8 protein-coding genes are annotated in these 14,190 nt (G+C 73.0%); 7 read left to right on the forward strand and 1 reads right to left on the reverse strand.

Translation table 11 applies throughout. From position 1 onward, the window contains the following. Positions 1 to 116: 116 nt before the first annotated feature. From ACFY1U_RS07090 to ACFY1U_RS07110, 5 genes are all read left to right on the forward strand, one after another. Positions 117 to 2,381, forward strand: a complete 2,265-nt coding sequence (locus tag ACFY1U_RS07090; protein WP_390693661.1) for a serine/threonine-protein kinase — start codon at positions 117 to 119, stop codon at positions 2,379 to 2,381. A 164-nt stretch (positions 2,382 to 2,545) separates the two neighbouring features. Further along, positions 2,546 to 5,320 carry a protein kinase gene (locus tag ACFY1U_RS07095; RefSeq protein WP_390693085.1) on the forward strand — a complete coding sequence of 925 codons (2,775 nt, stop codon included), beginning with the start codon at positions 2,546 to 2,548 and terminating at the stop codon, positions 5,318 to 5,320. 160 nt (positions 5,321 to 5,480) lie between these two features. Continuing rightward, a complete protein-coding gene (locus ACFY1U_RS07100; RefSeq protein WP_390693086.1) occupies positions 5,481 to 7,163 on the forward strand; it encodes a serine/threonine-protein kinase in 1,683 nt (560 codons plus the stop codon). Positions 7,164 to 7,235: 72 nt separating this feature from the next. After that, a complete protein-coding gene (locus ACFY1U_RS07105) occupies positions 7,236 to 8,852 on the forward strand; it encodes a protein kinase (RefSeq protein WP_390693087.1) in 1,617 nt (538 codons plus the stop codon). 99 nt (positions 8,853 to 8,951) lie between these two features. After that, positions 8,952 to 10,520 carry a serine/threonine-protein kinase gene (locus ACFY1U_RS07110; RefSeq protein WP_390693088.1) on the forward strand — a complete coding sequence of 523 codons (1,569 nt, stop codon included), beginning with the start codon at positions 8,952 to 8,954 and terminating at the stop codon, positions 10,518 to 10,520. Between the two features lie 7 nt (positions 10,521 to 10,527). Here ACFY1U_RS07110 and ACFY1U_RS07115 read toward each other — a convergent pair whose 3' ends face one another. Next, complete coding sequence (locus ACFY1U_RS07115) at positions 10,528 to 11,430, reverse strand: AraC family transcriptional regulator (protein ID WP_390693089.1); 903 nt, start codon at positions 11,428 to 11,430, stop codon at positions 10,528 to 10,530. Between the two features lie 72 nt (positions 11,431 to 11,502). On the opposite strand from ACFY1U_RS07115, the gene ACFY1U_RS07120 reads away from it, so the two are divergent. Both ACFY1U_RS07120 and ACFY1U_RS07125 read left to right on the forward strand, forming a co-directional pair. Continuing rightward, positions 11,503 to 12,405 carry an MBL fold metallo-hydrolase gene (locus ACFY1U_RS07120; protein WP_390693090.1) on the forward strand — a complete coding sequence of 301 codons (903 nt, stop codon included), beginning with the start codon at positions 11,503 to 11,505 and terminating at the stop codon, positions 12,403 to 12,405. A 49-nt stretch (positions 12,406 to 12,454) separates the two neighbouring features. Then, positions 12,455 to 14,173 carry a serine/threonine-protein kinase gene (locus ACFY1U_RS07125; RefSeq protein WP_390693091.1) on the forward strand — a complete coding sequence of 573 codons (1,719 nt, stop codon included), beginning with the start codon at positions 12,455 to 12,457 and terminating at the stop codon, positions 14,171 to 14,173. Positions 14,174 to 14,190 lie beyond the last annotated feature (17 nt).

Consider the following 14,190-nt stretch of genomic DNA (forward strand, 5'->3'; position numbering starts at 1 on the left):
GCGGGGTTCAGGGCGCACGGGCTCCTCGTACGGTGCCACGGGCACCCTGGGCGTCGGGCACTTGTCGGGTGAGGGACAATGGAGGCTCTGTCAGGGCGGGTTGCATGAGGGGACGCATGTCGGAGGCGGAGCGGGCGGGGACATCTCGTCAGGACACTCGTCAGGACAACAGCGAGCGTCTTCTCGCCGGGCGGTACCGGCTGGGGAGGGTGCTCGGCCGCGGCGGCATGGGCACGGTGTGGCGGGCCGAGGACGAGACCCTGGGCCGGACGGTCGCCGTCAAGGAGCTGCGGTTCCCGTCGAACATCGACGAGGACGAGAAACGCCGGCTGATCACGCGGACGCTGCGCGAGGCCAAGGCGATCGCGCGGATCCGCAACAACAGCGCGGTGACGGTCTTCGACGTGGTCGAGGAGGACGACCGGCCGTGGATCGTCATGGAGCTCGTCGAGGGCAAGTCGCTCGCCGAGGTCATCCGCGAGGACGGCCTGCTCGAGCCGAAGCGGGCCGCCGAGGTCGGGCTCGCGATCCTCGACGTGCTGCGCTCGGCGCACCGCGAGGGAATCCTGCACCGTGACGTGAAGCCGTCCAACGTCCTGCTGGAGTCCGACACCGACCGGGTCGTGCTCACCGACTTCGGTATCGCCCAGGTGGAGGGCGACCCGTCCATCACCTCGACCGGCATGCTCGTCGGCGCGCCCTCCTACATCTCCCCGGAGCGGGCTCGCGGGCACAAGCCGGGCCCCGCGGCCGACCTGTGGTCGCTGGGCGGACTGCTGTACGCGGCCGTCGAGGGCGTGCCGCCGTACGACAAGGGTTCCGCGATCGCCACCCTCACCGCGGTGATGACCGAGCCGATGGAGGAGCCGAAGAACGCGGGGCCGCTGAGGGACGTCATCTACGGGCTGCTGACCAAGGATCCCGCCAAGCGGCTCGACGACGCGGGTGCGCGGGCGATGCTCAACCGCGTGATCCACGCGCCCGAGCCGAAGGAGGCCGAGCCGGAGCCGCCGATGGACGCGACGCGGGTCGTGCCGTTGCCGGTGCAGCCCGACGCCCCCAAGGGCAAGGGGAGTTCGGGGGGCTCCGGAAGCAAGCGGGGCGAGGAGGCGGCGGAGAAGCTGCGCGGGGCGCTGCGTTCCGTGCGGAAGGCCGCCGTGGCGGCGGGAGCGGTGGCCGGTTCGGCGGCTGCGACCCGCGGCAAGTCGACGAACGGTACGGCCGGTTCGGGGTCCGGCGGCACCAAGTCCGCCGGGGCGTCGGGTGCGGCCGGTTCCTCGGCTTCGCCGGCACCCTCTGCTCCGCCTGCCCCTCCCGCTCCGACGACTCCGATGCCTGCGGTGCCTCCGGCTCCGCGGTCGGCCGCGTCGCCGTCTTCGGCGCCGTCCGCACCGGTGCAGTCCTCGGCTTCGGCGGCGGCTTCGGGAGCCAAGGCGCCTTCCGGTACCTCTGCGGGTTCCGGTTCATCGGCTGCTTCGGGTCTTGCGGATGCCTCGGCCTCGTCGGCCGGTGCGGCTTCCGGGAGCCGGGAGAGCGGGGCGCACGGGGCAACTACGCAGGCGGGTGGGCGCAGTTCGGGGTGGCCGGTCGTGCCGCCGCCGGATCTGCCGCCGCGGCCCGTGCCGAGGGCGCCGCTCACCGACGTGGTGCCGAAGCGGACGCTGGTGATCATCGCGGTGGTGGTCGTGCTCGCCGTCGTCGGGACCGTGCTGGCCCTCGTGCTCGGCGGGGACGGCAAGAGCTCGAACGGCGGCAGGAGCAGCGGAGGCAAGGCCGTGGCCAGTGCGTCCGCCGGTGCCCGCACCAAGGAGGACGCGAGCGGCGGCACCCGTGCGGGCGGAGCCGACTCGCAGTCCGGGTCGGCGTCGACGGACGGCAGCACCCCCAACAGCCCGAGCGCGTCCGGCGGCAGCAGCGCGGGAACGGGCGGTTCGTCCGGGGACGACGGCGCGGTGCAGACGAAGTACAACGGAAGCCAGGGGTACTCGATAGGGCTGCCCAAGGGCTGGAAGTACCAGTCGGCGAGTTCCGCCGGGGACCGGTTCACCGGGCCCGACGGGCAGAAGCTGCTCGTCGCCTGGACGTCCACGCCCAAGGGCGACCCGGTGGCCGACTGGAAGAACCAGGAGCGCTACATGACGCGCTCGCAGTACCAGAAGATCCGGATAGAGCAGGTGGACTACCGCGGCTGGAACACGGCCGACTGGGAGTTCACCTATGTGGAGAGCGGGACGGAGTACCGGACGATCGACCGCGGGTTCGTGGTCAACGACCATCTCGGATATGCGCTGATGTACACGGCGAAAGCCGCGAACTGGGACAGCGACCTGCGTAAGGCCACCTGGAACACCCTCGCGAAGACGTTCGAACCCAAGTCGTGATGTGACCGAACCCGTGTTTGGGCCGTGAGATCTGGCATCCCCTCATTGCAGGTTGCCTCCGGCACGTATCGTGAGTGTTTGCGGACCGTACGCATCCAGGTATGGGTGCGGAACGGGGCGCAAGGCGAACGGAATTGACCAACCGGGCGGCCGGGGGAGGCATCGTGGACGACTATGCGGGACGGGTTCTTGCCGACCGCTACCGCCTGCCGCTGCCACCCGCCGACGAGTACGAACTCACCGACACCCGCGCCTTCGACACCTACAGCGGTCAGGAAGTCCTGGTCAGGCAGGTGCCGTTGCCCGAAGTGGTCGAGGCGGAGGTGCTCGACGCGGAGGGGCTGCCGGACGGTTTCACGGCACGTGACCCGCGCCAGCGGGGGAGCGGGCGGTCCGCGGCACGCACCGGGGTGAGGCGGCCCACCGACCCGGCGGTGCGGCGTGCGGTCGAGGCCGCGCAGGCCGCGGCGCGGATCCCCGACCATCCGCGGCTCGACCAGGTCTTCGACGTGTTCGCCGAGGGCGGTTCGCTGTGGATCGTCAGCGAGTTGGTGTCGGCGCGGCCGCTCGCGGCACTGCTCGCCGAGAAACCGCTCACGCCGTACCGGGCGGCCGAGGTGGCCTCCGACGTCCTCATGGCGCTGCGGGTGCTGCACGCCCATGGCTGGGTGCACCGGAACATCACGGCTCGTACGGTGCTGGTCTGCGACGACGGCCGGGTGATGCTGACCGGGCTCGCGGTCGGGGCGGCGGAGGAGGCGCTGTGCGGGTACGACCCGGTGCCGGCTCCGGAGGGTGACGGGGACGTCGGGTTCGGACCCGCGGGCGGTTCCCCGGGTGAGCCGGGCGGGCAGGCTGGACATGCCGGACATGCTGGATCCGGTCTGCCGGGCGGCCGGAGTGCGCAGAGCCTCCAGGGTTCCCCTGGATTCCAGGGTGCTCAAGGCGGCCCCGGGGGCGGCGATCCCGAGGCCGCTCGGCGTGCCGCCATCCGGGCGCGTACGGCCGGGGGGCTGCCCAGCGCCGGAGCGGACACGGCGAACGGGGCGGGGGCGCCGGGTGCGCTCGCGCCCAAGGCCCTGGAGACCGGCGGGGACATCCGGGCCGCGCGGGCCGGGGCGATCGCCGCCTATCGGGCGGGTGCCCGGGCCGCGGCCAGGGTTCAGGAGGCGCAGCAGAGCGGGCGGGCGGCGCTGCCCGGTGCCCGTTCCGCGCCCGAGGTCGGCCCCGCCTCGCCGGCCAACGGCTCGGCACAGGCCCACACTTCAGGCGAAGGCGTGGAGACCTCGCCGCGCACCACGACCCCGCCGGGGCAGATAGCCGACCCGTACGGAGTGAGCGCCTGGCACGGGGCCGCGCCCCGGAGCGGAATCGGCGGAGCCCCGGCCGTCGAGAGCGGTGAAGCGGCCGGTCTCGCGGGCCAGAGCGGTGGTACGGCACTCCCGCCGGGCGACGGCGGCTCCTACGCCGGCGGAAGCCCCTACGGCAACGGCGGCACCTCGGCGCCCGGTGCCGGCGCTCCCTCGGCCTCCGGCGTTCCAGCGCCCCGCCTCGACAAGGCTCCCCCGACGGGAGTTCCGGCGCCCGGCTCGCACACTCCCGCCCCCCTCCCGCCCGGAGCTGTGCCCCCCGGCCGCTGGGACGACCTCGTGGCCGGCACCCCCGCCCCGCGCGGTCCCGCAACGCCGCTCGCCGCCGAGCGGGCCCGGCAGGCGCGGATGGCCGTGGTGGGGCCCGTGACCGAGCGGTGGGCGCCGGAGCAGGCCGGGCCCGTGCACGAGAACTGGCAGCTGGCGGCACCCATCGGACCCGCGACCGACCTGTGGGCGCTCGGGGCGCTGCTCTTCAGGGCCGTACAGGGGCATGCGCCGTATCCGGAGGAGTCGACGGCCGAGCTGGTGCAGATGGTGTGCGCCGAGCCGCCCGCCTTCGCGGAGGAGTGCGGACCGCTCAGGCCGGTCGTGGAGTCGCTGCTGCGTCAGGACCCCACCGAGCGGCTGGACTTCGAGGAGCTCAGGGGCTGGCTGCGGTCCCTCGTGCGGTCCGCGCCAGAGCCCGACGCCGGTACGCATGTCATCGCGGCGCCCCCTGCCGACCCGAACCGGCTGCCGATCGTACGGCGGCGGGGCGAGCTGGTGCGCAGGCGGCGCGCCGGACTGCCCGCGACCAGCGCGCACGGACGGCACAAGCGGGCCAAGGAGCAGGCGCGTTCGCCGCGCAGCCTCGGCCGCACCCTGCTGATCCTGATCCTGCTCCTGCTGGCCGCCGCGGTCGCGTACGCCGTGCTCTTCATGCCGAAGGCCGGGGGGAAGGACGCGGCGGGCAGCGACCGTACCGGCAGTGCGGGGCAGGTCAGCCCCGCGCCCGAGCAGTCGGACCAGGGCGCGGGCAGCCGGCCACGCCCCGACCAGACCTCGCCCAAGTCCGAGGAGAGCCCGTCGAATTCGGCGAGTGCGACCGAGAGCCAGACCACCGGACCGGCCGTCGCCGACGGTTTCACGCTGCGCAGCGACCCGGAGGGCTTCCGGATCGCCGTGGCCAAGGGCTGGTCCCGGGCCGGAAAGAACGACTGGAACCAGGTGGTGTACTCGCACGGCGCGTTCGAGCTCATCGTCGTGAAGGGACGCGACGGCGCGGTCACCTACGGCAGCGACCCGATGGCGTACCAGCGGGACACGGAGCACGAGTTGCAGCCGTACCGCAGCTCCAGCTGGGCCACCGCGACCGGGCTGCGCACCGTCACGGTGGGCACGCGCACCATGGCGGAGGGACAGTTCACCTGGACCGACGACAGCGGCAACGACCTGTATGTGCGCAACCTCGCGATGCTCATCGACGGGCGGTACCACATCGTGCAGGTGCGCGGGCCCGAGTCGCAGCGGGACGAGGTGACGAAGCTGTACGAGCAGGCGTCGGCCACCTATCAGGTGACTGGCTGACCTCACCTGTGAACGGTCCGTGAAGCGCAAACGGTTGCTGTCCGGGCCCCTGAGCGACAACCGTCACAGTGCGGTCTCCTTGGGACCCCCGTTGTTCCCTGTTGACGGGCCGGTCCTTAGTCTGACCCTGTCAAGAGCATTGCGGGGCAACGTGAATCAGATGCAGGGCCAGCTTGTCGCGGGCCGCTACCGGCTCGCCGACTCGATCGGCAGCGGCGGCATGGGCCGTGTGTGGCGCGCACACGACGAGGTGCTCCACCGCGCTGTCGCCATCAAGGAGTTGACCGCCGCGCTCTATGTGTCCGAGAGCGAACAGGAGCGGCTGCTCGCGCGTACCCGCGCGGAGGCGCGCGCCGCCGCGCGCATCAACCACTCCGCCGTGGTCACCGTGCACGACGTGCTCGAACACGACGGCCGCCCGTGGATCGTGATGGAGCTGGTCGAGGGCTACTCGCTGGCCGACGCGGTCAAGGAGCGGGGGCGCGTCGAGCCCGCCGAGGCCGCCCGCATCGGACTGTGGGTGCTGCGCGCGCTGCGCGCCGCGCACGCCGCCGGAGTGCTGCACCGCGATGTGAAGCCCGGCAACGTCCTCATCGGCCACGACGGCCGCGTCCTGCTCACCGACTTCGGCATCGCCCAGATCGAGGGCGATACGACGATCACCCGCACCGGAGAGGTCGTCGGCTCCGTCGACTACCTCGCCCCCGAGCGGGTCCGCGGCCACGACCCGGGCCCCGCCTCCGACCTGTGGGCGCTCGGCGCCACCCTCTACACGGCGGTGGAGGGCCGCTCGCCGTTCCGTCGCACCTCGCCGCTGTCCACCATGCAGGCGGTCGTGGAGGAGAACGCCGCCGATCCGCAGCACGCCGGTCCGCTCGGACCCGTCATGGCCGCGCTGCTGCACAAGGACCCCGCCGCACGGCCGTCCGCGGCCGAGGCCGAGCACATGCTCGCCGAGGCGGCGGAGGGCCGGCGGTCGAACGCGGCGCAGGCGTACGTTCCGACACAGCACACCGGCTCCCGCTACGAGACCGCGGCCACCGCCACGGGGCCGCACACCGGCTCCGGCACGGGACCGCGGACGGGCTCCGGCACGCCGTACCCGCCGACGACCGGGCCGACGTCGATCGGGCCGACCGGGATGGGCCCGGAGCACGGGACGAGCACCGGCCCCGCGCCGAAACGCCGCCGCCTGCGCACCTGGATCCTCTCGATCGCCCTCGCGGCCATCGTCGGCGGGGGCGCTGCCGTGGTGCTCCAGTCGGGGGACAGGGAAACGCCGAGCGGCACCGCCGGTACCTCCACGACGCCGAGCCCGACGCCCTCGAACTCATCCAGCCCGGACGCCAACGGAACCGTTCCTGCCGCATGGCAGCGCTACGACGACCCCTGGGGCTTCAGCCTCTATCTGCCCAAGGGCTGGAGCCGGAAGGTCTTCGGCGTCTCCGGCGAGATCAGGCAGGTCGACTACACACCCGACAACGGCAAGCACTTCGTCCGCATCGCCATGGACACGGCACCGGACTTCAAGGACGCCTACTCCCACCAGGTGAGCCTGGACCACCAGCTCCAGCGGCGCTTCGCCGACTACCACCGCGTACGGCTGGAAGCGAACATCTACCGCGACCGGCCCGGCTCCGTCTGGGAGTACACCTGGACCGCGTTGAAGGGGCAGCAGGGGGTCCCGTTCCCCGGTCCGCGCCGTGCCGTCGAGGAGACGTACATGGCCGGGGACGGCACCGAGTACGCGATCTACATCTCGTCGCCCGCGGCCGACTGGGCCACGACGAGCAAGCAGTTCAGGTGGGTCCTGCAGGGCTGGCAGGAGAACACCTCCCAGTAACCGTTGGGCCGGACGGGGGTTGGCCGGTCACCGCCCCGGAGCACGTCCGTCCGGTGGGGCATGATGGGGCGCATGGGGACCGAGGGGGAAGGCGTCCGTGTCATAGCGGGCCGTTACCGGCTCGAGGCGAGACTCGGGCGCGGTGGCATGGGTGTGGTGTGGCGGGCGACCGACGAGCTGCTCGGCAGGCAGGTGGCGGTCAAGGAGATCCCCCTCGACCTCGACGAGACGCTCTCCGCGGAGGAGACCAGGCGGCAGCGCGACCGCACCCTGCGCGAGGCGCGCGCGGTGGCCCAGTTGCGCCACCCGCACATCATCGTCGTCCACGATGTCGTCGAGCAGGACGAACGTCCTTACATCGTCATGGAGTTGATCGACGGCGGCTCCCTCGCCGACCGCATCTCCCAGCGCGGACCGCTCGCCCCCGCCGAGGCCGCCCGGATCGGCGCCGCCCTGCTCAGCGCCCTGCGCACGGCGCACGAGGCCGGGGTGCTGCACCGCGACATCAAGCCCGCCAACGTCCTCCTCGAATCCGGCACGGACCGGGTCGTCCTCACCGACTTCGGCATCGCCCAGGTCGCGGGCGCCACCACGCTCACCGAGACCGGTTCCTTCGTCGGTTCGCCCGAGTACACCGCGCCGGAGCGGATGTCCGGGGCGAGGACCGGCCCCGAGTCCGACCTGTGGTCGCTGGGCGCGCTGCTGTGCACCGCGCTGAGCGGCGAATCCCCGTTCCGGCGCGACTCGCTCGGCGGCATCCTGCACGCTGTCGTGTTCGACGAGATACGGCCGCCCGCGCAGGCCGAGCCGCTCCTGCCCGTCGTTCTGGGCCTGCTGGAGCGCGATCCCGACCGCCGGCTGGACGCGGCGCAGGCCGAACGGATGCTGCGCGCCTACCGCGACACCGGCCGCACCCCGGCCCTGCCCCCCGGCTACACGCCGACCGAGCAGGACGTGCCCCGCCCGGCCGCGCCGCAGCCCGCGCCGTCACCGACGCCGTCGCCCACCGTGGAGACCAGGCAGTCCACCCGGGGCGTGCTGGTGGCCGCGCTGCTGGTCGCCGCGATGGCCGGGGCGGGGGTCTCGGCGGCGGCGCTGCTCATGAACCGGGGCGGTGAGGGGGGTGGCGGCACGCCGACGAGTTCGGCACCCGGGACTTCGGTGAGCGCATCGCCGTCGCACCCCTCCCGTACGCCGAGCCCGTCCCGCACACCGTCCAAGTCCCCCGTGACCGCCACCCGCCCCTCCGCCCCCTCCGGGTACCGCGTCGCCGAGGACCCGGCCGGCTTCTCCCTCGCCGTACCGGAGGGCTTCACCCGCTCACCGCAGGGCGAGCGCGTCTTCTACCTGTCATCGGGGGAGACCTTCCGTCTCGGCATCAAGGCCACCGACCCCCAGACGGGCGGCCCGCTCGCGGTGATGCGGCGCGCCGCCGCGGGCGGCGCCGACACCAACCCCGGCTACCACGACGGCCGGGTCACCTCGACCACCCAGCACGGACACCCGGCCGCCCTCTGGGAGTTCACCTGGAACGGCTTCAGCGCGGCCGAGGGCCCCCGGCACACCTACGACCTGTGCTGGGAGGAGGGCGGCCGGATGTACGACGTGTGGGTGTCGGCGCCGGTCGGCAAGGTGCGGGAGGCGAAGGAGTACTTCGACGTCGCGGTGGACACGTTCGTGGCCGGGTGAGGCGCGGGTCCGGGGATTCCCCGGGGGCTACGTCACGGGTGTGTGACCGGAGTGCGCCGGGCCTGGATGCGTGAGCGTCCGGCGCGATATGGATGGTCCATGAGCAGCAGCGGGGGAGTCGGCCACGAGTCCGACGACACGACGAGTTTTGTCCTGCAACCTCCCAGACCCCGGCAGTCGGAGCCGGGCACCGGGCGCCTCGTCGCGGGCCGTTACCGGCTGCTGGCCAAGCTCGGACACGGTGGCATGGGCACGGTGTGGCGGGCCAAGGACGAGACCGTCGACCGCGAGGTCGCCGTCAAGGAGCCCCGCGTCCCGGATCATCTCCCCGAGCGCGAACGCGCCAACGCCTACGAGCGGATGCGCCGGGAGGCCCGCGCCGCGGCCCGCCTCGACCACCCGGCGGTGGTCACGGTCCACGATGTGGCGGTCGTCGACGGCCGGCCGTGGATCGTGATGGAGCTGGTGCAGGGCCGTTCGCTCGGCAGCGCCCTCCAGGAGGGCACGCTGGGCGCCCGCGAGGCCGCCAGGATCGGCCTGGAGGTGCTCGGCGCGCTGGAGGCCGCCCACGCGGCGGGCATTCTGCACCGCGACGTCAAACCGGACAACGTGCTCCTCGGCCGCCACGACCGCGTCGTCCTGACCGACTTCGGCATCGCCCGGATCGAGGGCGAGTCCAGCCTGACGGACACGGGCGGCTTCGTCGGCTCGCCCGAATTCATCGCCCCTGAGCGGGTGCTGGGCCAGCGCCCCGGCCCGGCCTCCGACCTCTGGTCCCTCGGTGTCGTCCTCTACGCGGCGACGGAAGGCGTCTCCCCCTTCCGCCGCAGCAACACGCCGGCCACCCTCCAGTCGGTCCTCAACGCCACGCCGGCACCGCCCGCTTCGGCCTCGGGACCGCTGGCCGAGCTGATCACCGGCCTGCTGCAGAAGGACCCGGCGAAACGTCCGAACGCCGCCCGGGCCCGGGCGCTGCTGGAACAGACCGCGAACCCGCCGGCGCCCGCGCCCCCCACGCAGCCCGTACGGATCGTCACCCAGGGGCTCCGGATCGGCCGCAAGGCGTGGATCGGGGCGGGTGCGGGCGTCCTCGCGGCGGCGCTGGCGGCGTATCTGGTGATCGCGCGTCCCTTCGCGGGCCCGTTGCCCGACGGCTGGAAGACGCACCACGAGAGCGACGTGGCCGCGACGCTGGCGGTACCGGACGGCTACCAGCGGGCGGTGCCCGACCGGAAGACCGACAAGACCCACTGGGTGACGTACAGCGACCTGAGCGGCGCGATCGGGATCACCCTGAGCCACCAGAAGAAGTCCGAGGACACCGGCGGCACCATCAAGGACTCCGCGGCCGCCCAGATGTACGACGACAACGGCGCGTTCAAGCAGAGCGGCGCGTACGAACTGAACATGCCCGGCGGCCCGGAGACGAGGACGAAGACCAGGCTGACGACGTACGAGAACAAACCGTCCGCCGAGAACACGGTGGCCTACAAGAGCAACGACAGCCAGCACCCGCTCCCGCGCGAGGTGCGGATCTTCTACTACAAGTCATCGGCCGGCGACCTCTACAAGCTGATCGTCAGCTACCCGGGCAAGGGCGACTTCACCGCGCGAGGACGTGCGGTCGCGCAGGCCGCGATCGCGAATCTCGCCGTCGACAAGCTCTGACCCGCCGTCAGCGCCGCACCTGGGCCCGATACCTGCCCGGCGTCACCCCGAACTCCCTGCTGAACGCGTGCGAGAGGGCGTACGGGCTGCTGTATCCCGCCTCGCGGGCCACCGAGGCCAGCGGCGCGTCGGTGTCACGCAGGAGCGTGGCCGTGCGGGTCAGCCGCCACCAGGTCAGATACGCCATGGGCGGGCGGCCGACCAGGGCGGTGAACCGGCGGGCCAGCGTGGCACGGGAGACGCCCGCCTCGGCGGCCAGACGGTCGTTGGTCCACGGGGCGGCCGGGTCCGAGTGCAGGGCGCGGAGGGCGGCCGTGGTCACCGGGTCGCTGAGCACGGCCGGCCAGGCACCCGTCGCCGTGTCCGCCTCCGTCGTCCACGCCCGCACCATGTAGATCAGCAGCAGGTCGAGCAGGCCCGGCAGGGCCAGACAGGAACCCGGGCGCCGCTCGTCGAGCTCGCGCGCCAACAGGTCTACGGCGGCGCGCAGTTCGGGATGGGCGCCGACCCGGTTCGGCAGATGGACGACCTGTGGCAGCTCCGCCAGCAGCGGGTGCACCCGGCTGCGGTCGAGGCGGTACTTGCCGCACAGCAACTCCACCTCACGCCCGCCCGGCGATCCCGCCGGCGGCCGCATCTCCTCGAACGGCACGGCCCGCGCCGTGTCGCCCGGTGCGTCCGCCAGGACATGCCCCGCCCCGTGCGGCAGCAGTACGACGTCCCCGGCGCCCAGCGTCACCGGCTCACCGCCCCCGTCGGGCAGCAGCCAGCAGCCGCCCGCGAGGACGACATGGAACCCCGCGCCCTCGTACGGGGCGAGCCGCGTGCACCAGGTGCCGGCGACCCGCAGCCGGTTCGAGGAGGGCTGTCCGACGCGTATGGCGGAGATCGCGTCACTCACCACGTCCATGAGACGCAAGCGTATCCGAATGAGCCGGACAGGCATTGGGTCACTCATGGCAGTGCTTCTAGGGTTCTTGTCATGGCTGATGAGAACGTGCAGAGTTTCCTGATCGGTGACGTCGAGGTGCTCCGGGTCGTCGAGTGGCGGGCGCCCTACGCCCCGGCCCGGGACCTGGTTCCGGGCGCCGGCCCCGAGGTGTGGCAGGACAACCGGGAGGCGCTCGTCCCGGACCACTGGGAGCCCGGCAGCGACCGTGCCGTGGTCGCGCTGCAGACCTGGGTGGTCCGCAGCGCCGGCCGCACCGTCCTCGTCGACACCGGAGTGGGCAACGGCCGCGAGCGGCCCGGCAACGCCCTCTTCCACCAGCGGCAGGGCGACTTCCCGGACCGCCTCGCGCAGGCCGGAGTGCGGCCTCAGGACGTCGACGTCGTCGTCAACACCCATATCCACGGCGACCACGTCGGCTGGAACACGCACGACGTGGAGGGCGGCTGGCTCCCCACCTTCCCGAACGCCACCTACCTTCTCCCGGCCGCGGACGACCAGCACTTCGGCCCCGACGGCGGATACGGCGGCGGTGTACGCCCGGACGACCGGCTGATCTACGAGGACAGCATCGCGCCCGTGCACAAGTCGGGACAGGCCCGGTTGTGGGACGGGGAGCACCGCATCGACGAGCACCTCACCTTGGAGTCCGCCCCCGGCCACACCCCCGGCTCGTCCGTCCTGCGGGTCGCCTCACGCGGTGAACGGGCCGTGTTCGCCGGGGACTTGCTGCACAGCCCGGTCCAGATCCTGCACCCCGAGTGCAGCAGCTGCTTCTGCCTGGACCCCGGGCAGGCGGCCACCAGCCGCCGCCGGGTGCTCGAACGAGCCGTGGACGAGGGCGAGTTGCTGATCCCCGCGCACTTCGGCGGATCGGGGGTCGTGGAAGTGCGGCGAAGGGGCGGCGCCCTCGCCTTCGCCCGCTGGACCCCCTGACGCAGGCCCCACGTCGACAAGTCCCCGTTCCGCAAGGTACTCATGAGGCATGAGTGCAGGCGGCGAACGGACGCGCGAAGGTCGGCTGCTGGGCGGGCGCTACCGGCTGACCGAGCGCATCGGCTCAGGCGGCATGGGCACCGTCTGGCAGGCGTACGACGAACTCGTGGAGCGGGACGTCGCCGTGAAGCAGCCGCGGCTGCCGGGAGACCCGGAGGACGAGCACCACCGGAGGGCCGCCCATCGCCTCTACCGTGAGGCCCGCGCCGCCGCCCGCGTCGACCACCCGGCCGCCGTCTCCATCCATGACGTCGTGGTCGAGGAGGACGGACTGCCCTGGATCGTCATGGAGTTGATCCGCGGCGAGTCCCTCCACGAAGTCCTCCAGCGCGGCCCGGTCGAGGCCTCGGAAGCCGCCCGTATCGGCCTCGCCGTGCTCGGCGCCCTGGACGCGGCGCACACCGTCGGCATCGTGCACCGGGACGTCAAGCCCGCCAACGTCCTGCTCGGCGCCCACGGCCGGGTCGTCCTCACCGACTTCGGCATCGCGCACGTCCAGGGCGAGGAATCCCTCACCGTCAGCGGCGAGTTCGTCGGCTCCCTGGAGTTCGTCGCGCCCGAGCGGATGTCGGGCCGGGGCGCCGGTCCCGCCTCCGACCTGTGGTCGCTGGGCGTGCTGCTGTACGCGGCCGTCGAGGGAGTCTCCCCGTTCCGGCGTACGACAGTGGAGTCCACCCTCGCCGCGGTCATCGCCTCCGACGCGCCCGAACCGAAACAGGCCGGACCGCTCGGCCCGCTGATCGCCCGGCTGCTGGTGAAGGACCCGGAGCAGCGGCCCGGCGCGAAGGAGGCCGGGGCGGTGCTGGAGGCGGTGGCGGAGGGCTGGCCGGTACCGCAGGTCGAGCCCGGTGCGGCGGCGGCGCAGGACACGACGGGACTGCGGGAGTTCGCCGACGACATGGGAACCGTACGACTGGGGGCGGCGCCCGTGCCGGACACGCGCGCCCCCGCGGCGGCGGCCCCCGCGGCCGCACCGGAATCCGACACCGCGCCCACCTCCGAGCCCAGGCGGGCATCCGGGCCGTCCGCCGAACCCGCGACCGCCGGCGTCCCTCACCCCGACGCGGCTCCGAAGCGCGCCCTGCTGCTCCGCCGCGTCTCCCTTGCCGCGCTCGCCGCCCTGCTCGTCGGCGGCACCTGGCTCGGCATGCCCTACTTCGTCGAGACCGACAGCGGAGGCGTCACCGAACGGACCGCAACCCTCACCGAGACTCCGGCCCGCGAGGAGACCCCCGGCCCCAGCGTCACCCTCTGGGCCGCGCACCGCGAGCAGGCCATGGACGCCGTGCTGACCCTGCCGAGCCGGTACCGGGAGTCCGCCAGGGAAGGCAGCGCCGCGAGCCCGTCACGCCTCGTCGAGTACGACGGGCCCGACGGCAAGGTCACCATCCGCCTCACCCAGTGGGACAAGGCTCCCCGCTCCCCGATGGCCGAGGCGCAGCAGGCGCACGCCGACTGGAACAGCTACAGCGGGGACGCCCGCACCCAGTACACCCGCACCACCTTCCAGGGGTATCAGGCCGTCCAGGCCGACACCTCCTACGGCCTGGACGGCACCCCGGAGCGGGTGATGCAGCTGATGATCCGCACCGGCGACGGGCGCATGTACGAACTGCGCGTGGACATGCCCAAGGGCACCCCGGCCGAGAAGAAGGGCACCGCGCTCTTCAAGGGCGCACGTGACCGCCTCGTGATCGGAAAGAGCTGAACCGCTCCCCGCTGTCC

This window comes from Streptomyces sp. NPDC001351 (genome assembly GCF_042896045.1).
Classification (GTDB): Bacteria; Actinomycetota; Actinomycetes; order Streptomycetales; family Streptomycetaceae; genus Streptomyces.